19 protein-coding genes are annotated in these 20,057 nt (G+C 72.3%); 13 read left to right on the top strand and 6 right to left on the bottom strand.

The features are described 5' to 3' along the window. Positions 1–46: 46 nt before the first annotated feature. The 8 genes from E2B92_RS27650 to E2B92_RS27615 all read left to right on the top strand — a co-directional run bounded on the left by E2B92_RS27650 (position 47) and on the right by E2B92_RS27615 (position 8,627). Positions 47–763, top strand: a complete 717-nt coding sequence (locus tag E2B92_RS27650) for a YcnI family copper-binding membrane protein (protein WP_126884243.1) — start codon at positions 47–49, stop codon at positions 761–763. Between the two features lie 31 nt (positions 764–794). Beyond that, positions 795–1,484, top strand: coding sequence for an SCO family protein (locus tag E2B92_RS27645; RefSeq protein WP_126884244.1), 690 nt, complete (start codon positions 795–797; stop codon positions 1,482–1,484). Next, complete coding sequence (locus tag E2B92_RS27640) at positions 1,481–1,936, top strand: copper chaperone PCu(A)C (RefSeq protein WP_235024012.1); 456 nt, start codon at positions 1,481–1,483, stop codon at positions 1,934–1,936. Before E2B92_RS27645 ends, E2B92_RS27640 begins: the two co-directional genes overlap by 4 nt. Before the next feature lie 22 nt (positions 1,937–1,958). Further along, positions 1,959–3,854 carry a copper resistance CopC/CopD family protein gene (locus E2B92_RS27635; protein WP_126884245.1) on the top strand — a complete coding sequence of 632 codons (1,896 nt, stop codon included), beginning with the start codon at positions 1,959–1,961 and terminating at the stop codon, positions 3,852–3,854. Beyond that, a complete protein-coding gene (gene efeB / locus E2B92_RS27630; protein ID WP_126884266.1) occupies positions 3,851–5,092 on the top strand; it encodes an iron uptake transporter deferrochelatase/peroxidase subunit in 1,242 nt (413 codons plus the stop codon). The genes E2B92_RS27635 and efeB overlap by 4 nt, the downstream gene beginning before the upstream one ends. Positions 5,093–5,163: 71 nt before the next feature. Beyond that, positions 5,164–6,099, top strand: a complete 936-nt coding sequence (pheA, locus tag E2B92_RS27625; RefSeq protein WP_126884246.1) for a prephenate dehydratase — start codon at positions 5,164–5,166, stop codon at positions 6,097–6,099. Positions 6,100–6,546: 447 nt separating this feature from the next. Then, entirely contained in the window at positions 6,547–7,824 is a 1,278-nt protein-coding gene (gene serS / locus E2B92_RS27620) for a serine--tRNA ligase (protein ID WP_126884247.1), read from the top strand. Continuing rightward, entirely contained in the window at positions 7,821–8,627 is an 807-nt protein-coding gene (locus tag E2B92_RS27615) for an HAD family hydrolase (protein WP_126884248.1), read from the top strand. The genes serS and E2B92_RS27615 overlap by 4 nt, the downstream gene beginning before the upstream one ends. A 190-nt stretch (positions 8,628–8,817) precedes the next feature. Here E2B92_RS27615 and lpdA read toward each other — a convergent pair whose 3' ends face one another. Continuing rightward, complete coding sequence (gene lpdA, locus E2B92_RS27610; protein WP_126884249.1) at positions 8,818–10,221, bottom strand: dihydrolipoyl dehydrogenase; 1,404 nt, start codon at positions 10,219–10,221, stop codon at positions 8,818–8,820. A 111-nt stretch (positions 10,222–10,332) separates the two neighbouring features. Here lpdA and E2B92_RS27605 point away from each other — a divergent pair, with 111 nt between their 5' ends. Both E2B92_RS27605 and E2B92_RS27600 read left to right on the top strand, forming a co-directional pair. Continuing rightward, positions 10,333–11,010, top strand: coding sequence for a FadR/GntR family transcriptional regulator (locus tag E2B92_RS27605; RefSeq protein WP_126884250.1), 678 nt, complete (start codon positions 10,333–10,335; stop codon positions 11,008–11,010). Positions 11,011–11,051: 41 nt separating this feature from the next. Beyond that, positions 11,052–12,314, top strand: a complete 1,263-nt coding sequence (locus E2B92_RS27600) for a CynX/NimT family MFS transporter (RefSeq protein ID WP_126884251.1) — start codon at positions 11,052–11,054, stop codon at positions 12,312–12,314. On the opposite strand, the gene E2B92_RS27595 is transcribed toward E2B92_RS27600, so the two are convergent. The 5 genes from E2B92_RS27595 to E2B92_RS27575 form a co-directional block, all read right to left on the bottom strand. Beyond that, on the bottom strand, positions 12,311–12,544 hold the full coding sequence (locus tag E2B92_RS27595; RefSeq protein WP_126884252.1) for an SGM_3592 family protein: 234 nt from the start codon (positions 12,542–12,544) through the stop codon (positions 12,311–12,313). The two genes, E2B92_RS27600 and E2B92_RS27595, sit on opposite strands and share 4 nt — an antisense overlap. A gap of 113 nt (positions 12,545–12,657) precedes the next feature. Continuing rightward, positions 12,658–13,377 (bottom strand): ABC transporter permease, encoded by a 720-nt coding sequence (locus tag E2B92_RS27590; protein ID WP_126884253.1) that lies wholly within the window; start codon positions 13,375–13,377, stop codon positions 12,658–12,660. 16 nt (positions 13,378–13,393) lie between these two features. Further along, positions 13,394–14,305, bottom strand: a complete 912-nt coding sequence (locus E2B92_RS27585) for an ABC transporter ATP-binding protein (RefSeq protein WP_126884254.1) — start codon at positions 14,303–14,305, stop codon at positions 13,394–13,396. A 49-nt stretch (positions 14,306–14,354) separates the two neighbouring features. Then, complete coding sequence (locus E2B92_RS27580) at positions 14,355–15,257, bottom strand: ABC transporter permease (RefSeq protein ID WP_126884255.1); 903 nt, start codon at positions 15,255–15,257, stop codon at positions 14,355–14,357. Further along, positions 15,254–16,237, bottom strand: coding sequence for an ABC transporter ATP-binding protein (locus E2B92_RS27575; RefSeq protein WP_126884268.1), 984 nt, complete (start codon positions 16,235–16,237; stop codon positions 15,254–15,256). The genes E2B92_RS27580 and E2B92_RS27575 overlap by 4 nt, the downstream gene beginning before the upstream one ends. 224 nt (positions 16,238–16,461) lie before the next feature. On the opposite strand from E2B92_RS27575, the gene E2B92_RS27570 reads away from it, so the two are divergent. From E2B92_RS27570 to E2B92_RS27560, 3 genes are all read left to right on the top strand, one after another. Next, positions 16,462–17,223: a M24 family metallopeptidase gene (locus tag E2B92_RS27570; RefSeq protein ID WP_126884256.1), complete on the top strand. Its 762-nt coding sequence runs from the start codon at positions 16,462–16,464 to the stop codon at positions 17,221–17,223. Next, the gene (locus E2B92_RS27565; RefSeq protein ID WP_126884257.1) at positions 17,223–18,989 is read left to right on the top strand and encodes an SDR family oxidoreductase; all 1,767 of its coding nucleotides are present in this window, start codon (positions 17,223–17,225) and stop codon (positions 18,987–18,989) included. The genes E2B92_RS27570 and E2B92_RS27565 overlap by 1 nt, the downstream gene beginning before the upstream one ends. A 68-nt stretch (positions 18,990–19,057) precedes the next feature. Next, positions 19,058–20,038 (top strand): MerR family transcriptional regulator, encoded by a 981-nt coding sequence (locus tag E2B92_RS27560; RefSeq protein ID WP_126884258.1) that lies wholly within the window; start codon positions 19,058–19,060, stop codon positions 20,036–20,038. Positions 20,039–20,057: the final 19 nt, after the last annotated feature.

Genomic DNA, 20,057 nt, shown 5'->3' with positions numbered 1-20,057 from the left:
TGCGCACGCGTCCACTTTCCTGAGTTCCGTGGAGTGTGTTCCTGCCATGAACGTTTCTTCCCGTATCGCCCTCGCCGGCGGTGTCGCCCTCTCCTCCGTCGTCCTGCTCTCCGGGACCGCCTTCGCGCACGTCAGCGTGCAGCCGCAGGGCGAGGCCGCCAAGGGCGGGTACGCCACCGTCAACTTCAAGGTCCCCAACGAGCGCGACAACGCCTCGACCGTGAAGGTCGAAGTGACCCTCCCCGCCGACGCCCCGATGGCCTCCGTCATGCCGCAGCCCGTCCCGGGCTGGACCGTCACGGTCGACAAGGCCAAGCTCGCCAAGCCGCTCGAGGTGCACGGCAAGAAGATCACCGAGGCGCCCTCCAAGATCACTTGGACGGCGGCCGGTTCCAAGATCGGCCCCGGGCAGTTCCAGCAGTTCCCCGTCTCCCTGGGGCAGCTTCCCGAGAACGCCGACCAGCTCGTCTTCAAGGCCCTCCAGACGTACGACAACAAGGAGGTCGTGCGCTGGATCGAGGAGCCGAAGGACGGCGCCCCGGAGCCGGAGACGCCCGCTCCCGTGCTGAAGCTGTCCGCCGCGAAGGACGACCACCACTCCACCGCCACCACGAAGGACGAGAAGGACCACGGCACGGAGGAGAAGGCGGCCGCCGCGGACTCCACCGACACCACCGCCCGTGTCCTCGGCGTCGTCGGCATCCTCGTCGGCGCCGCCGGTGTCGCCTTCGGTGTCCTCGCCGGACGCCGCCGCTCGGCCTGACGGCCACCCCGAAACACCGAGAGAGAAACCCATGCACATCCCCAAGACCGGCGCGCGGTCCCGGCGTACCCCCGTCGTCGCGGCCGCGCTCGTCGCCGTGTCGGCGCTCACCCTGTCCGCCTGCGGCGACGGCGGCAGCGGCACCTCCGGCGACTCCGTCGCCGGAGTGTCCGTCCAGGCGTCGCCCGACAAGGGCGCGACCGTGCTCGACCGGCCCTTCGAGAAGCCCAACCTCGTCCTGACGGACACCAAGGGCCGGAAGTACGACCTCCGTGCGCAAACCGACGGCAGGCCGACGCTGATCTACTTCGGCTACACGCACTGCCCCGACGTCTGCCCGCTGACGATGAGCAACATCGCCCTGGCCCGCAAGAAGCTCCCCAGGGCGGACCAGGACCGGCTCCAGGTCGTGTTCGTCACGACCGACCCCGAGCGGGACACCGCCGCCGAGCTCGCCAAGTGGCTGCCCGGCGCGGGCGATCCGTCCTTCACCGGCCTCACCGGCGACTTCCCGACCATCCAGGCGGGCGCGCGCCAGATCGGCATCGGCATCGACCCGCCGAAGAAGGAGAAGGACGGCTCGGTCGTCTCCATGCACGGCGCGCAGGTGATCGCGTTCTCGCCCAGGACCGACCAGGGCTACGTCGTCTTCGACGACGACACCACCGCCGAGGAGTACGAGAAGGCCCTGCCGAAGATCATCAAGGGGGAGAACCCGTGAACCGCCGCACCACCCTGACCGCCCTCGCCGCCGCCACCGCCCTCGCAGGGGCCGTGGCGCTGGGCGGCTGCTCCTCCGGCAGCGGGCCCGCGCTCAAGGTCGACGGGGCCTTCATGCCGCAGCCCGTGAGCGACATGGCGGGCGGCTTCATGACCGTCACCAACTCGGGGGACGCGGCCGACCGCCTCACCTCGGTCACGAGCCCGCTCTCCGACGACGTCCAGATACACGAGACCAAGAACCAGAAGATGCGGCAGGTGTCGTCCTTCGACATCCCCGCGGGCGGCGAGCTGAAGCTCGAACGCGGCGGCAGCCACATCATGTTCATGGCCATCAAGAAGCGGCCGAAGCAGGGCGACACGGTCGAGGTGGAGCTCCACTTCGAGAAGTCGGACCCGATCAAGGTCGACCTGCCGGTGGAAGCCGCGACCCACAACCCGGCCGCGCACTAGGCACTTGGGGGACTGACACACCATGACGGCCACCGCCCCGCGCTTCGGCGCCGCCCACGTGCTGCGGCTGCTGCTGGTCACCGCCGCGCTGCTCGCCACCGTGCTCTCCGGCACGGCGAACGCGCACGCCGCCCTGACCGGCAGCGACCCGAAGGACGGGGCGGTGGTCGCCACCGCCCCCAAGGGCGTCACGCTCACCTTCTCCGAACAGGTCGCCATGGGCGACGACGCCATCCGCGTGCTGGAACCGAGCGGCAAGCGCGCCGACACGGGCGAGCTGCGCGACCTGTGCTCCGGCGCCGTCGTGAAGTACGGCGTGGACCTGCACGCCGGGCTGCCCGACGGCACGTACACCGTCGCCTGGCGCGCCGTCTCCGCCGACAGCCACCCCATCTCCGGCGCGTTCACCTTCTCCATCGGCGCCCCGTCGAAGACGACGGTGGCGCTGCCCAAGGAGGAGGCGGGCGGCGGGACGGCGGGCGTGCTGTACGGGGTCGCGCGGTACGTCTCCTACGCCGGTTTCGTGCTGCTGGTGGGCGGCGCCGCCTTCGTGCTGGCGTGCTGGCCGCGCGGCGCGTCCGTACGGGCGGTGCAGCGGGTCGTGGTGCGGGGGTGGGCGGTGCTGACGGCGGCCACGCTGGCCCTGCTGGTGCTGCGCGCGCCGTACACCGGGCTGCCCTTCGGGGTCGGCTCGCTCGGCGCGGTCCTGGAGACCAAGACCGGTGCCGCCCTCGTCTCACGGCTGCTGCTGCTGGGCGCGGCGGCGCTGTTCGTGGCGGTGCTCTTCGGCGCGTACACGCGGCGGGAGGACGAGACAGAGAAGAAGGACCTCACCTTCGGGCTCGCCATCGGCGGCACGGTGGTCGCCGCCGGGATCGCCGGTACGTGGGCGCTGTCCGAGCACGCGTCGGCCGGGCTCCAGCCGCTGGTCGCCATGCCCGTGGACATCCTGCACCTGCTGGCGATGGCCGCCTGGCTGGGCGGCCTGGCCGCACTGCTGGTCGCGCTCCACCGGGAGCCGACGATCGAGGGCTCGGCGGTACGGCGGTTCTCGCGGGTGGCGTTCGGCTCCGTGGTCGTGCTGGCCGTGACCGGCGTGTACCAGTCGTGGCGGCAGGTCGGTTCCTGGACCGCGCTGACCGGTACGGCGTACGGGCGGCTGCTGCTGCTCAAGGTGGCGCTGGTCGCCGTCCTGCTGGCCGTGGCGTGGATCTCCCGGCGGTGGACGCGGCGGCTGGCGGAGACGGCCGTCGTGGCGGCCGGGGACGAAGAGGACGAGGGCCGGGACGAGGACGAGGGCGCCGGCGAGCCGGTCACCGTCCCCGACGACGTACCCGAGGAGCGCGCCGCCCAGCTCGCCCGGCAGCGGGCCGCCCTCGCCACCGCCCGCGCCAAGCGCGCCCGCGAGGCCGACCCCGAGCGCGCCGGACTGCGGCGTTCCGTGCTCGCCGAGGCGTCCGTCGCGGTGGTGCTGCTCGCCGTGACCACCGTCCTGACGACCACCGAGCCGGGCCGCACCGAGGAGGAGGCGGGCCGTGCGCAGGCGTCGTCGTCCTCCCCCGCCGTGCCGGACCGGCCGCTCGACCTGAGGCTGCCCTTCGACACCGGCGGCGCCAAGAACGGCAAGGGCACGGTACGGCTCACCCTCGACCCGGGCCGCTCCGGCCGCAACACCCTCCACCTGTTCGTGACCGGGGCGAACGGGCGGCCCCTGGACGTACCGGAGCTGAAGGTCTCCTACACCCTGGAGTCCCAGCAGATCGGCCCCCTGCCCGTGGTCCCGGACCGGGTCACGGCCGGGCACTGGACCTCGGACCGGGTCCAGATCCCGATGCCGGGCGAGTGGAGGCTGCGGGTGACCGTCCGTACCTCCGACATCGACCAGACGACCATCGACAAGAACGTGAAGATCGGCTGACCGTGAGCGAGCACGTGGACATTTCGAGGCGCAGACTGCTGGGCACCGTCGGCGCGGCCGGCGCCACCGGGCTGGCACTGGGCGCCACCGGGGGCGCGGCGGCGTACGCCGCGGCCGCGGCGGAGCCCGCCGTGGCGCTGGCGAGCGTCGGCTCGACCGCCGTGCCGTTCCGCGGGGCGCACCAGGCGGGCATCCTCCAGCCGCTCCAGGCGCGCGGCCACCTGATCGCCTTCGACCTGGCGCCGGGCGCGGGCCGCAAGGAGGCCGTCGCGCTGATGCGCCGCTGGTCGGCGGCGGCCGAGCGGCTGATGGCCGGCGAGCCGCTGGGGGAGGCGGACAGCGGCGTGGCCCTGGACGCGGGCCCGTCCTCGCTGACGGTCACGTTCGGCTTCGGGGCGTCCTTCTTCGACCGGACGGGGCTGGTGGCGCGGCGGCCGGTGGAGCTGGACCCGCTGCCCGCCTTCTCGTCCGACCAACTGGACCCCAAGCGGTCGAACGGCGATCTGTGGGTGCAGATCGGTGCCGACGACGCGCTGGTCGCCTTCCACGCGCTGCGCACCGTCCAGAAGGAGGCGGGCGCGGCCGCGAGGGTGCGCTGGCAGATGAACGGCTTCAACCGCTCGCCGGGCGCCACCGCGCACCCGATGACGGCCCGCAATCTGATGGGCCAGGTGGACGGTTCGCGCAATCCCAAGCCGTCCGAGCCGGACTTCCAGCAGCGGGTCTTCGTCCCGGCGGGCGGGGAGCACCCGTGGATGGCGGGCGGTTCGTACGCCGTCGTCCGGCGCATCCGGATGCTCCTGGACGACTGGGAGAAGCTGCCGCGCGAGCGGCAGGAGCGGGTGATAGGCCGCCGGAAGTCGGACGGGGCGCCGCTGACGGGCGGGAGCGAGACGTCCGCGATCGACCTGGACCGGACCGGTCCGGACGGGAAGCCGGTGGTGCCGGACAACGCGCACGCGCGGATCTCGGCGCCGGAGCAGAACGGCGGCGCGGCGATGCTGCGGCGCCCGTTCTCCTTCCACGACGGCATCGGGCCGGACGGGGCGCCGGACGCGGGGCTGCTGTTCATCGCCTGGCAGGCCGATCCCCTGAAGGGGTTCGTACCGGTGCAGCGGAAGCTGGACCGGGGTGACGCGCTGTCGCCGTTCCTCCGGCACGAGTCGAGCGGCCTGTTCGCCGTGCCGGGCGGTCCGCGGGAGGGCGAGTACGTGGGGCAGCGGCTGCTGGAGGCGTGACCACGCGCGCGTGGGGCAGCGGCTGCCGGGGACGTGACCACGCGGGCGCGTGGAGCATTAGGGTGACCGGTATGTCGGCCACGCGCTATACGTATCTCGGTCCCGAGGGCACCTTCACGGAAGCCGCCCTGCGCACGCTCCCGGAAGCCGCCACGCGGGAGCTGGTGCCGATGGTCTCCGTGCCGGCGGCGCTGGACGCCGTGCGCAACGGGGAGGCGGCGGCCGCACTCGTGCCGATCGAGAACTCGGTGGAGGGCGGGGTGACCGCGACCCTCGACGAGCTGGCGTCCGGCGAGCCGCTGATGATCTACCGCGAGGTGCTGCTGCCGATCGCCTTCGCGCTGCTGGTGCGTCCTGGCACGGCGCTGTCCGACATCAAGACGGTCACCGGTCACCCGGTCGCCCAGCCGCAGGTGCGCAACTGGCTGCGGGCGCACCTGCCCGAGGCGGTGTGGGAGTCGGCCGCGTCGAACGCGGACGGTGCGCGGCTGGTGCAGGAGGGCCGGTTCGACGCGGCGTTCGCGGGTGAGTTCGCGGCGGCGACGTACGGGCTGGAGGCGCTGGTCACCGAGATCCACGACGCCGAGAACGCGGAGACCCGGTTCGTGCTGGTGGGCCGCCCGGCCCGGCCGTCCGCCCCGACGGGCGCGGACAAGACGTCGGTGGTCATCTGGCAGCGCGAGGACCACCCGGGTGCGCTGCTGGAGCTGCTCCAGGAGTTCGCGGCGCGCGGGGTGAACCTGATGCTGCTCCAGTCGCGGCCGACGGGCGCGGGGATCGGCAATTACTGCTTCGCGATCGACGCCGAGGGCCACATCGCGGACCGGCGGGTCGGGGAGGCCCTGATGGGCCTGAGGCGGATCTGCGCGAACGTGCGGTTCCTCGGCTCGTACCCGCGGGCGGGGGCGCGCCCCGAGGACGTGGCGTCGCCGCGGCCGGGCACGTCGGACGCGGACTTCACGGCGGCGTCGGACTGGCTGGCGCGGTGCCAGGACGGCCGGGCCTGAGAACAGTTGTCCACCGAGTTATCCACAGGCCCGCTTCTCGACCTGGGGACAAGTCGACAACGCAACCGGGCGAGGTCGACAAATCGCTCCAGTCACCCCAGGTGGCCGCAGAGCGCCCCACGTCGGCCGTGTCACCTCAATTCCATCGATCAACTCTTTAGGGCGAGAATTTCCCACCCGAATGAGTGTGTGGAGGGTGTTTGATCAGGGAATCCAGGGTGACGGCACGGCAACGCCACGGTATTCGGAATGATCCATTTCTTAGTCCACAATGGATGCGCACAGCCTGTGGATAACCCAGGGAATCGCCCGTCGGCTGTGGACAACGGCCGGGAATTCAGCCCGCTTTCCCGGGAAAGAATTCCGGCAATTCGGGCAAAGCGACACGCAAGCCACGCCCGGCATATCGGCTGGGGTGCGGTGAGTCCGCACCGGTAGCCTGGTGGGGTGATTGACCTTCGCCTGCTCCGTGAGGACCCCGACCGTGTTCGCGCCTCCCAGCGCGCCCGTGGAGAGGACGTCGGCCTCGTCGACGCCCTGCTCTCCGCCGATGAGCGGCGCAGGTCGTCCGGCGTCCGCTTCGACGAACTCCGCTCCGAGCAGAAGGCGCTCGGCAAGCTGATTCCCAAGGCGTCCCCCGAGGAGCGCGCGGAGCTGCTCCAGAAGGCCGAGCAGCTCAAGGCGGACGTCAGGGCCGCCGACGCCGCCCAGAACGAGGCGGACGACGAGACCAGGCGGCTGCTGCTGAAGCTCGGCAACATCGTCCACGAGGACGTGCCGGTCGGCGGCGAGGAGGACTTCGTCGTCCTGGAGACGCACGGCACCGTCCGCGACTTCGGCGCCGAGGGCTTCGAGCCCAAGGACCACCTGGAGCTCGGCGAGGCACTGGGCGCCATCGACGTCGAGCGCGCCGCCAAGGTCTCCGGCTCGCGCTTCTACTACCTCACCGGCGTCGGCGCGCTGCTGGAGCTCGCGCTGGTCAACGCGGCGATCGCGCAGGCGACGGAGGCCGGGTTCATCCCGATGCTGACGCCCACGCTGGTCCGTCCGCGCGCCATGGAGGGCACCGGCTTCCTCGGCCAGGCCGCCGAGAACGTGTACCACCTGGAGAAGGACGACTACTACCTGGTCGGCACGTCCGAGGTGCCGCTGGCCGCGTACCACATGGACGAGATCCTCGACGCGGACAAGCTGCCGCTGCGGTACGCCGGCTTCTCGCCCTGCTACCGGCGCGAGGCGGGCACGTACGGCAAGGACACCCGGGGCATCTTCCGCGTCCACCAGTTCGACAAGGTGGAGATGTTCTCCTACGTCGCGCCGGAGGACGCCGAGGCCGAGCACAAGCGGCTGCTGGACTGGGAGAAGCAGTGGCTGACGGCCCTGGAGCTGCCGTTCCAGGTGATCGACGTGGCCACCGGTGACCTGGGCGCCTCCGCCTCGCGCAAGTACGACTGCGAGGCCTGGATCCCGACGCAGGGCAAGTACCGCGAGCTGACCTCCGCGTCGAACTGCGACAGCTTCCAGGCGCGGCGCCTGTCGGTGCGGATGCGCGACGGCAAGAAGGTCCAGCCGCTCGCCACCCTCAACGGCACGCTGTGCGCGGTCCCCCGCACGATCGTCGCGCTGCTGGAGAACCACCAGCAGGCCGACGGCTCCGTGCGCGTCCCGCCGGTCCTCCGTCCCTACCTCGGTGGCCGGGACGTCCTGGAGCCCGTCTCCAAGTGACCCCGTTCCCCTACAAGCTGGTCGCGACCGACCTGGACGGGACGCTGCTGCGTTCCGACGGGACGGTCTCGCAGCGCACGCGCGACGCGCTCGCCGCCGCCACGGAGGCGGGCGCCGCGCACATCGTCGTCACGGGCCGGGCCGTCCCCTGGACCCGCCACATCCTGGACGACCTGGGGTACGACGGGCTCGCCGTCTGCGGCCAGGGCGCCCAGGTCTACCACGCGGGCGAGCACCGGCTGCTGACCTCCGTGACCCTGGACCGGCAGCTCGCGGGCCTGGCCCTGTCCAAGCTGGAGGCCGAGGTCGGCCCGCTGGCCCTCGCCGCCAGCCGTGACGGCCTGGACGGGGAGGTCCTGGTCGGTCCCGGTTACCGCGTCCAGGAGGGCCCGCTGCCCTACCTGCCGTACGAGGACCCGGCCGACCTGTGGTCCGCCCCGCTCAACAAGGTCTACATCCAGCACCCCGAACTGGACGACGACGCCCTGGCGCACGCCGCCCGGCGGACCGTCGGCGGTCTGGTGGACGTGGTGGTGGCGGGCGCGGGGGTCGTCGAGATCCTCCCGCTGGGCCTGAGCAAGGCCACGGGCCTGTCCCTGGCCGCCCGCCGGCTGGGCGTCAAGGCGGCCGGCACCATCGCGTTCGGCGACATGCCCAACGACATCCCCATGTTCGCCTGGGCCCACCACGGCGTCGCCATGGCCAACGCCCACGACGACCTCAAGGCCGTCGCCCACGAGGTCACGGCCTCCAACGAGGACGACGGCATCGCGGTCGTGCTCGAGCAGCTCCTGGCGGGCTAGGAGGCCCTCCGGGGGTCCGCTCCCCTGCCGGGCAACGCGCCGGAGGGGGCGGCCCGCGCGACACGTCGCGCGCTCGAAGCGGCCGCCCCCGGCGCGCTCACCCCGTGCGACCGGGGCATGACCAATGTGCCCCGCACGCACGGCGCGGCGCCACCGGATTACCCGGGGCGCCGCGCCGGACCCGTACGGGTCAGAAGTTGATCATGTGCCCGGCCAGCCCGTGCACGGCCTCCTTGACGGCCTCGCCCAACGTCGGGTGCGCGTGGACGTTCCGCGCCACCTCGTGCACCGTCAGGTCCCACTGCTGCGCCAGCGTCAGCTCGGGCAGCAGCTCCGTGACGTCCGGGCCGATCAGGTGCGCGCCGATGATCTCGCCGTACTTCGCGTCGCTGATCAGCTTCACGAACCCGGTCGTGTCCCCCAGCCCGTGCGCCTTGCCGTTCGCCATGAACGGGAACTTCGCGACCTTGACGTCGAAGCCCTTCTCCCGCGCCTGCTCCTCCGTCCAGCCGAAGCTGGCGATCTGCGGCTGGCAGTACGTGGCGCGCGGGATCATCGGGTAGTCGAGCTCCATGGTCTCGGCACCCGCGATGGTCTCGGCGGCGACGACGCCCATCGCCTCGGCCGTGTGCGCGAGCATCAGCTTCGCCGTCACGTCACCGATCGCGTAGATGTGCGGCACCGAGGTGCGCGAGCGCCCGTCCACGTCGATCGCGCCGCGCTCGGTGAGCTTCACCCCGGTGTTCTCCAGGCCGTAGCCCTCGACGTTCGGCGCGAAGCCGATCGCCTGGAGCACCTTGTCGGCCTCCAGCACCTGCTGCTTGCCGTCCTTGCCGGTCACGGTCACCCGCACCCGCGGACCGGACTCGTCGATCGCCTCCACCCGCGTGGACGTCAGCACGTCGATCCCAAGCTTGCGGTACTGCTTCGCCAGCTCCGCCGAGACGTCCTTGTCCTCCAGCGGCGCCACCCGGTCGAGGAACTCGACGATGGTGACCTTCACGCCGTAGTTGTGCATCACGTACGCGAACTCGATGCCGATCGCGCCCGCGCCGGCGATCACGATCGACTGGGGCAGGTCCTGGGTGAGGATCTGCTCCTCGTACGTGACGACCCGCTCGCTGCGCCGCGTGCCGGGCAGCAGGCGCGGCGTGGCGCCGGTGGCGATGATGCAGTGGTCGAACGAGATCGTGGTCGAGCCGCCGTCGGAGAGCGCGACCTGGAGCGTGTTCGCGTCCAGGAAGGTGCCCCGGCCGGTGAACTCGGTGATCTTGTTCTTCTTCATCAGGAAGTGGACGCCCTTCACACGGCCGTCCGCGACGGACCGGCTGCGCCGGAACGCCTCCCCGTAGTCGAAGGAGACCTGGCCGTCGACCTTGATGCCGTACGTCTTCGCCTCGTGGGTGAAGAGGTGGGCCAGCTCGGCGTTGCGCAGCAGGGCCTTGGTGGGGATGCAGCCGACGTTCAGGCAGACACCGCCCCAGTACTTCTCCTCGACGACCGCGACGCGCTTGCCCAACTGGGCGGCGCGGATGGCGGCGACGTATCCGCCGGGGCCTGCTCCGAGTACGACGACGTCGAAGCGGTCTGACATGGCGTGCTCCCCAGGGTGTGAGTGAGTGCGGATGTGCCCACAGTAATCCTGGGGGCAAGTTGTAGGATGACTGGGCAACCGGGCGAATAGGCGGAATGGAGCAGTGGGCGGATGGCACTGAAGGCGGCGGGACGCACCTCCCTCGTCGACGCGGTCGTGGAGCAGCTCCGCGCCCAGCTCACGGACGGCGCATGGGCCGTCGGCGACCGCATCCCCACCGAGCACGACCTCGCCGAGCAGCTCGGCGTCGGCCGCAACACCGTCCGCGAGGCCGTCCGCGTCCTCGTCCACGCCGGCCTGCTGGAGTCCCGGCAGGGCAACGGCACGTTCGTCCGCTCCACCGCCGACCCCGCCGCCGTCCTGCGCACCGTCCGGGCCGCCGGCGCCCTGGACGTCCTGGAGCTGCGGATCGCCCTGGAGACCGAGGCGGCCCGCCTGGCGGCGCTGCGGCGCGACACGCACGACCTGCTGCGGCTGCGCGCCGCGCTGGCGACCCTGCGCGAGGAGGGCGACCGGGACGCGGACGCCGACCTGGCCTTCCACCGCGCGGTCGTCGAGGCGACGCACAACGCCGCGTTCACCGAGGTGTACCGGTTCTTCTCCGCGCAGGTCCACGAGAGCCTCGTCGCTGCGCTCGGCGACCACGAGATGCCCGCCATCGACCTGGACGCGCACGAGGCGCTGGTCGTGGCCGTCGAGGCGGGCGACCCGGAGGCGGCGGGCGCGGCGGCGCGCGAGCTGCTGCGGGAGCCCCTGGAGACGGTGCGCGCGATCGTCGCCGCCCGCTGAACCCCCCTCACGTACGTACGTTGTCGAGAAAGGTGCATGCCGTGTCACGCCCGGATGCCGATGAGCTGCTCCTGGACGCGGAGGCGGACGTCCGGCCCTCGCCGCAAGGCGCCGCCGCGCGGCGGGCGTCGCTCGCCCACCCGGTGCTGCTGCTCGTCGGGATCGTGCTGGCGTCGCTGAACATGCGGGCGGCACTGGCGAGCGTGTCACCCCTGGTCGGCGAGATCAGCGCGGCGTTCGGGCTGTCGTCCACGGCGACCTCCCTGGTCACGTCCGTGCCCGTGCTGTTCCTCGGCGTGGGTGCGCTGGTCGCGCCCGGGCTGGCACGGCGGCTGGGCACCGAACGGGTGCTGCTGGGCGCGCTGTTGCTGCTGGCGGCGGGCATCCTCGCGCGCGTGCTGCCCTCCGTGTACGCGCTGTACGGCGGGGGTGTGCTGGTCGGGACGGCCATCGCGCTGCTCAACGTCCTGATGCCCGGGCTGATCAAGCGCGACTTCCCCGACCGGGCCGCGTCCATGACGTCCGTCTACACGGGCGCGATGATCGCGGGCGCGACGGTGGTGGCGGCCGCGTCCGTGCCGCTGGAGCGGGCGTTCGGGGGGAGCTGGGCGGCGTCGCTGGCCTTCTGGTCGCTGCTCGCGGCGGTGGCGGCGGTCGTGTGGCTGCCGCAGGTGCTGATCGCCCGGGGACGGACGGGGCACGAGCTGCGCACGGCGGCCGGCCGGGGCGCGGGCCGCGGTGTCTGGCGCTCGGCACTGGCCTGGCAGGTCACCCTCTTCATGGGGCTCCAGTCCCTGTGGTCGTACGTCCTGATCGCCTGGATGCCGACGATCTTCACCGACCAGGGGATGAGCCGCTCCACGGCCGGTGTCGTCTTCGCCTTCAACAACCTCATCCAGGTCGCGGGCGCGTTCCTGGTGCCCCTGCTGGCGGGCCGGATGCGCGGCCAGCGCCCGCTCGTCGTGCTGGTCACCTCGCTGGTCGCGACGGGGTACGCGGGGCTGATGGTCGCCCCGGTCGCGGGCGCCTGGCTGTGGGCGGCGGTGCTCGGTGTCGGCCAGGGCGGCGCGGTGGGGCTCGCCCTGACCCTGATCGTGCTGCGCAGCGGGGACGCGGTGACCGCCTCACGGCTCTCGGGGATGGCCCAGACGGTCGGTTACCTCCTGGCGGCCGCCGGTCCGCTGGCGGCGGGCGCGGTCCACGAGGCGACGGGCACCTGGACGGTCCCCATCGCGCTGGTCCTGGGCGTCTGCGGGGCGGCGCTGGCGGTGGGCCTGATGGCGGCGCGCGACCGGAAGATCTAGTCCCGGTCCTTGCGGCGGCGCCACCCGCGCCGGTGCTCGCGGCGGGCGCGGCTGAAGAACCAGCCGGCCGGCGGCTCGTCGGAGCGCCAGGGCTGCGGCTCGGGCGGCCGGCCGCGCCACCGGGCGGCGAGCATCCGGGCCCGGGCGGACGGCTCGGTGGTCCCGGCGGAGCGTATGAAGTCGTCGTCCAGCTCGACGTCGTCCCACGGGTCGTCGGGGTCAGCGGCCATGGTTGCCTCCTCCGTACGCCAAGTGTGCCCACCGGTCCGTCGGAACGGTGTGAGGAAGGCCGAAAGGCCCTGCACGCGTGCGTGGAGGGCCTTTCGTGTGCCGTACGGACCGCCTACTCGTCGCCCGCCAGGGTCAGCGTCCGCAGCTTCTGACCGGCGTACCAGGTCGCCGCGACGGTCACCCCCGCCAGCAGCGCCACCGCGACCGGCAGGCCCACGTCCGAGGCGATCAGCCCGTCGCCGGTGACCTTCTCGGCGACGGCCAGCGCCCACTGCTGGACGCTCAGCGTCTTGGCGCCCTCGATGAGGGTGCCGAACAGGGCCTCCCACACCAGCGCGTACACGAGCCCGATGACGACCGCGTGCCGGCTGACCGTACCGAGCAGCAGGAACAGCGCGCTGTAGGCGATGGAGGCGACCAGCGCGGCGACGGTGTAGGCGACCGCCACCTGCTGTCCGTTGCCGTTGAGGATGTACCCCGCCAGGAAGGTGGGGACGGCGGAGAACACCATGGTCACGGCGATGGCCACGATCAGTTTGGTGAAGATGATCGACGGCCGCTTCACCGGCTTGGCGAGCAGGTAGACGATGGAGCCGTCGTCGATCTCCGGCCCGATCGCGCCCGTTCCGGCGATCACGCCGATCAGCGGCACCATCGTGGCGAGCGCGAACCCGCCGAGGACGTCGGCGGCGATCTGGTCGTCGGCGCCGTTGAATCCCCGGACGGCGGCCGCGATCAGCAGCAGCAGGCCGGGCAGGACGAAGAGGATCGCGGCCCGGCGGCGGCCGAGCAGGGCCTTGTAGGTGAGCCGGGCGACTGTGGGGTTGTACATGGTCGTGAGGCTCCCTTCAGGCCGCGACGAGGTACGAGAAGACCGACTCCAGGGACTCGTCCGAGGGCGAGACCGTCAGCAGCCGGATGGAGTGCTCGCGGGCCACCTTCGGCAGCAGCTCGGTGAAGCGCCCGAAGTCCACCGCCTGGATGCGCAGCGCCCCCTCGGTCACGTCCACCTCGATGCCGGCCGTCGAGGGGTCGGCGATCAGGGCGGCCGCCAGCGCGCGGTCGTCGCTGGAGCGTACGAGGTAGCGGTGCGGCCGGTCGGTCATCAGGCGCCGGATGCGCCGGAAGTCGCCGCTCGCCGCGTGCCGCCCCGCCACGATCACCTCGATGTGCGAGGCGAGCTGCTCGACCTCCTCCAGGATGTGCGAGGAGAACAGGACGGTACGGCCCTCCCGGCCCATCCGCCGCAGCAGGTCCATGAGCTGCATGCGCTGGCGCGGGTCCATGCCGTTGAACGGCTCGTCCAGCAGCAGCACGGACGGCTCGTGGACGAGGGCGGACGCCATCTTCACGCGCTGCCGCATGCCCTTGCTGTACGTGGCGATCTTGCGGTCCTGGGCGTACTCCATCTCCACGGTGGCCAGCGCCCGTTGCGCCTCCGCCGCGCCCAGCCCGTGCAACTCGGCGTTGGCGACGACGAATTCGCGGCCGGTGAGGAAGTCGTACATGGCCTCGCGCTCCGGCACGACGCCGATCCGCCGGTAGACGGACTCGTTGCGCCAGATCTGCTCCCCGTCGAGGGTCACGGCACCGGTCGAGGGGGCGAGGAAGCCGCCCATCATGTTGATCAGGGTGGACTTGCCCGCGCCGTTGGGCCCGAGCAGTCCGGTCACACCGGGGCCGATGGTCATGGTGACGTCGTTGACGGCCACGACGTTCCCGAACCACCGCGAGACGTGGTCGATGGAAAGAGTGCTCATGGGCGCGGCCCGTTCCTTAGGAGGCTGGTGGTGGGCGACGGGAGGGCGGTCACAGCCCGACCTTTCGGTAGCGGCGCATCAGTACGGCGTAGGAGCCCGCGATGAGCGCGAGGACGACCAGCAGGTAGACCGCGCCCACCCCGGCGTCCGGGCCCGCCTCGGCGGGGAAGGACGACGTGGCGCCCAGGAAGGCGGTCTGTACGCCGTCGATGAGGGTGATCGGCGAGAACAGGCCGAGCCACTGCACCGCCCCCAGGGAGTCGGTGCTCCAGGCGATGGCCTGGAGGGTGGTGACGGCGCCGTACGTGATCGTGAGGACGGCGATCACGGCGGCGACGCCGAAGCCCCGGCGCGGGGTGAGCGCGGCCATGACGAGGCCGATGCCGCCGAAGAGGAGCGAGAGCAGAGCCACGGAGACCAGTCCCTGGGCGAATCCCCGTGTCTGGTCGGCGAAGTCCATCTTCGCCAGCAGGGACCCGATGTAGAGGATGAGCAGCGGCGAGGCGGTCAGGACGAACAGCGCCGACGCCATGGCGCCGTACTTGGCGAGGACGTAGTCGACGCGCTCGATGGGGCGGGAGAAGTACAGCGGCACCGTCTTGAAGCGCAGGTCGCGCGAGACCGACTGCGGGGCCTGCGCGGCCAGGTACAGCCCGATGACGGCCTGCGTGAAGATCGCGTACCGCGTGTAGTCCAGCGGCAGGTCCTCCAGCTTGGTGGCCACGGCGACCGCGACGACGACCAGCGCGGGGATGCACATCACCGCGAACAGGATCATCGGCAGCACCTTGGACTTGGCGCTGCGGCCCAGCCCGTACGCGCCGCGCAGCGACTGCGAGAACAGCGAGCGGCGGGCGTAGGAGCGACCGAGGCGGGGCCCCGCGTAGTCGCGGTAGCCGATGTTGTGGATCCGGGTCTGGGCCGGGGTGTGGGTCTGGGGCTCGGTGGTCATCGGGCCGTTACCTCCGTCGTGGCCTGGTCCGCCGCGGGTGCCGCTTCCGTGCCCGGCCGGAAGACCTCGGCGATGTGGTGGCGGCGCTGTTCCATCCGGACGAGGCCGAGGCCGAGGCGGGCGACGGTGTCGCGCACGATGTCGTACGTCTCCTCGCCGGTCGCCTCCAGCAGCAGGATGTGGCCCGCGCCCGGCAGGCCGTCCTCCACGCGCGCGTGGAGCGTGACCCCGGCCGCCGTGAGCGCCTCGCGGACGGCCGCCGTGCCGTCGGGGTGCTCGTCGGTGTCGGTGACCTCGACGGCGAGGGTGGCCGTGAGCTGGGTGAAGTCGCTGGTGGAGCTGGAGCGCAGCAGCTTGCCGCCGTCGATGACGACGACGTGGTCGCAGGTCCGCTCGAGCTCGCCCAGCAGGTGGGAGGTGACCAGGACCGAGATGCCGAAGTCCGTGTACACGCGGCGGATCAGGCCCAGCATCTCGTCGCGGCCGACCGGGTCGAGCCCGTTGGTCGGCTCGTCGAGGAGGACCAGCTTCGGGTCGTGCACCAGGGCCTGCGCGAGCTTCACGCGCTGCTTCATGCCGGTCGAGTAGCCGCCGATGGGGCGGTAGCGCTCCTCGTACAGGCCGACGTGGCGCAGGGTGTCGGCGGTGCGCTCGCGTGCGGCGGTGGGCGGCAGGCCGGACATGCGCGCCATGTGGACGACGAACTCGGTGGCCGAGACGTCGGGCGGCAGGCAGTCGTGCTCGGGCATGTAGCCGACCCGCTCGCGGATGGCGGCACCACTGGTGGCGACGTCGAGGCCGAGGACCTCGGCGCGGCCCTCGGTGGCGGGGGACAGGCCCAGCAGAATCTTGATCATGGTGGACTTGCCGGCTCCGTTGGCACCCACCAGTCCGGTCACACCGGGCCCGATGTCCAGGGAGAGCCGGTCGAGAGCGGTCACCCGGGGGAACCGCTTGCTGAGGCTTTCGGTCGCGATCACAGTCACGCTTCGACGGTAGTGGCCCAGGCCACACCGGGCGTCAGACCAGGCGGCTGGATCGGTGTCCGACTCCAGGCGTACGTGCCCGTAGGGGGCCTGGCACCTCAGTCGGGGTTTTCCCCAGGCGCTGCACGACCCTTGACGCCGCCGCCGGACATTGTCACATTCATCAGTGTCACGTTACGGACGCGTAGCGCATACCGCACACGGGACGGACGGGTGGCATGACGTCGTTGGTGGCAGGCGAACGCGGCGCGGAGCTGCGGGGGTTGAGACAGGCGCAGCGCCTGGCGTACGCGTGCGCGGAGGCGGTGGCCGCGCAGCTCGGACCCGGGGTGACGGAGCGCGGGGCGGCCCGGATGCAGCACGACTGGCTGCGCCGGCACGGCGTGCGGGACCGCTTCCGCCCGCCGTTGGCCTGGTTCGGCGACCGTACGGCGTTCGCGAGGGTCCGGACACCGTTGCGGTTCTTCCCGACGGGCCGGCGGCTGGAGCGGGGGATGCCGTTCATCCTCCACGTGGCGCCCGTGTACCGGGGCCATGTCGCCGATGCGGTGTACTCGGGCTGCCTCGGCCTGGATCCCGTCCACGACAGGCTCCTCGCCGATCTGCGCGAGCACCGGGAGCTGATCCTGCGCGAGGTGCGGGAGCGGCGGCCGCTGCGGGAGATCCACCAGGACGTGGACCGGCTGACGGTGCGGCAGGGGTACGCCGGCCGGCACCGGGCCCGCCCCTTCGGCGCGATCGCCCGCGAGGCCGGCCGCGTCCGGGACCGCCGCCGCTCGCCGCTGTGGCCGCCGTACGGGTTCTCCGGCCGTCCCCCGCGCCCCGGCGTGTGGGCGGTCGGACCGCACCTCGGCTTCCGGGGTACGGGAGCGACGTTCGAGGAGCTCTTGGTGGTGACCGATGCGCGGGACCCCGAGGAGAGCGCCTTCTGGCTGGACGACGATCTGCCGCACGTGCGGCGCTGGACGGAGGGTGTGTGATGGCCTCGCTGGACGCGCGGGAGCGCTGGGTCCGTACGGGCGGGATCGAGCTGTGCGTCGCGGAACTGGGGGACGCCGACCGGCCGACGGTCGTGCTGGTCCACGGCTACCCGGACTCCAAGGAGGTGTGGTCCCGGGTCGCCGTCCGGCTCGCCGAGCACTTCCACGTGGTGCTGTACGACGTGCGCGGGCACGGCCGGTCGACGGCGCCGAAGCCGCTGCGCGGCGGGTTCACGCTGGAGAAGCTGACGGACGACTTCCTGGCCGTGGTGGACGCGGTCAGCCCGGACAGGCCGGTGCACCTGGTCGGGCACGACTGGGGTTCGGTGCAGGCGTGGGAGTTCGTGACGGTCGCGCGCACCGAGGGGCGGATCGCGTCCTTCACCTCGCTGTCCGGGCCCTCCCTGGACCACTTCGGTCACTGGATCAAGCAGCGTATGACCCGGCCGACCCCCCGCCGGGTGGGCCAGTTGCTGGGCCAGGGCGCCAAGTCCTGGTACGTGTACCTGCTGCACACGCCCGTCCTGCCCGAACTGGCCTGGCGTGGTCCGCTCGGCAAGCGGTGGCCGGGGCTCATGCGGCGCGTCGAGAAGGTGCCGGACGACGGCTACCCGACCGCGTCGCTGCCGTCCGACGCGGCGCACGGCGCCTGGCTCTACCGGGACAACGTCCGGGCGCGGCTGCGGCGCCCCCGCCCCGACGCGTACGCCCACGCGCCCGTGCAGCTCATCACGCCCACCGGTGACGTCTTCCTGTCGCAGCGGCTGTACGACGAGCTGGGGACGTGGGCCCCGCGGCTGGTGCGCCGTACGCTGCCGGCCAAGCACTGGGTGCCGCGCACCCGGCCGGACCAGCTCGCCGCGTGGATCTCCGAGTTCGTGACGGCGCACGAGGACCGGGGCGGCGAGGTGCCCGCGCCGGTCGCCACGGGGCGGCGGTACGCGGACCGGTTCGGCGGGCAGCTCGTGCTGGTCACGGGCGCGGCCAGCGGTATCGGGCGGGCCACGGCGTTCGCGTTCGCCGAGGCGGGGGCGCGGGTGGTGGCGGTGGACCGGGACGCGGAGGGCGCGGCCCGGACGGCGGAGATGGCGCGGCTGGTCGGCGCGCCGGACGCCTGGGGCGAGGAAGTGGACGTCAGCGACGAGCGGGCCATGGAGAAACTCGCCGAGAAGGTCGCCGCCGAGTACGGCACGGTGGACGTGCTGGTGAACAACGCCGGGATCGGGCTGTCCGGTGCCTTCCTCGACACGACGAGCGAGGACTGGCGCAAGGTCCTCGACGTCAATCTGTGGGGCGTCATCCACGGCTGCCGGATCTTCGGCCGGCAGATGGCCGAGCGCGGCCAGGGCGGCCACATCGTCAACACAGCGTCCGCCGCCGCGTTCCAGCCCTCCCGCATGCTGCCCGCGTACGGCACCTCCAAGGCGGCGGTGCTGATGCTCAGCGAGTGCCTGCGCGCCGAGCTGGCCGGCCGGGACATTGGGGTGACCGCCGTGTGCCCCGGCATCGTGAACACCAACATCACCGCCACCGCCCGCTTCGCCGGGGTGTCCGAGGAGGAGGAGAAGCGCCGGCAGAAGAAGACCGCCCGCCTGTACGGGCTGCGCAACTACCCCCCGGAGAAGGTCGCCGACGCGATCCTGCGGGCCGTCGTCCGCAATGAGGCGGTGGTGCCGGTGACACCGGAGGCCCATGGCGCCCGGCTGCTGTCCAGGCTGGCGCCGGGGGCCCTGCGGGCGCTCGCCAGGCTGGAGGCGCGGCTGTGACCGCCGCCCGGCCGTACCATCCCTCGCAGGGCGGTGAGCGGACGGCTTCGGGGTAGCGGGGAGCGGGTGTGGACGAGCGGGCGTCACGGACAGCGGTGGCCGAGTACCGGATCGAGGACCTGGCGCACCTGAGCGGCGCCACGGTCCGGACCATCCGCGCCTACCAGGACCGGGGGCTGCTGCCCAGGCCGGAGCGGCGCGGCCGGTCCAATGTGTACGGCGACGCCCATCTCGCCCGGCTGCGGCAGATAGCCGACCTCCTGGACCGGGGCTACACGCTGGCGTCCATCAAGGAACTGCTGGAGGCGTGGGACGCCGGGCGGGGCCTGGGCGGCGTCCTGGGCCTGGTCGCCGAGGTGCACGGCCCGTGGACGGACGAGGAGGCGGACCGGATCACGCGTGCGGAGCTGGACGCCACCTTCGGCGGAACGCCGGACGACGAGGCCGTGGAGGAGGCGATAGAGCTCGGCGTACTGGAGCGCATTCCGGGGCGCGAGGACGAGTTCCTCGTGCCGAGTCCCCAAGAGCTGGCGGTGGCGGCCGAGTTGTACGCCGCCGGGGTACCGCTGCTCGCGATCTCCGGTCACCTGAGGGAACTTCGGGGCCAGGTCGAGCACATTGCCGCCCGTTTCCTGGAGTTCACCACGGAGCACGTCTTCGCCCGCTACCTCGGCCACCGGCCGCCCACGGACGCGGACGCCTCGGAGGCGGCCGCCCTGGTGCGGCGGCTGCGGCCGCTCGCCCAGCAGACGGTGGACGCCGAACTGGCGCGCGCCATGCGCACGTTCGCCACCCGGCACCTCCAGCAGCACCTGTCGCCCGACGGCCCGCCCGCGAAGGGCGCCGAGACCGCCCGGGTGGCCCTGCCGGCTTCGACGATCGAGGCCGTACGCGGCCTTGTTGGGCAGCGGCACGTGTCGGCGTTCATCGCGGCGGCGGCCGAAAAGGAGCTGAGTGAGCGGACATTGAACGCACTCGCCTCAAACCATGCCAGGTCAAGCAAAGTTGACGAAAGCCCCGGGGAGCCACGGGAGTTGTCCACAGAATGACCAATTCCCCTGTGGATAA

The organism is Streptomyces sp. WAC05374, assembly GCF_004353505.1.
In the GTDB taxonomy this organism is placed as follows: Bacteria; Actinomycetota; Actinomycetes; order Streptomycetales; family Streptomycetaceae; genus Streptomyces.
This window is presented reverse-complemented; position numbering and strand designations above follow the sequence as displayed.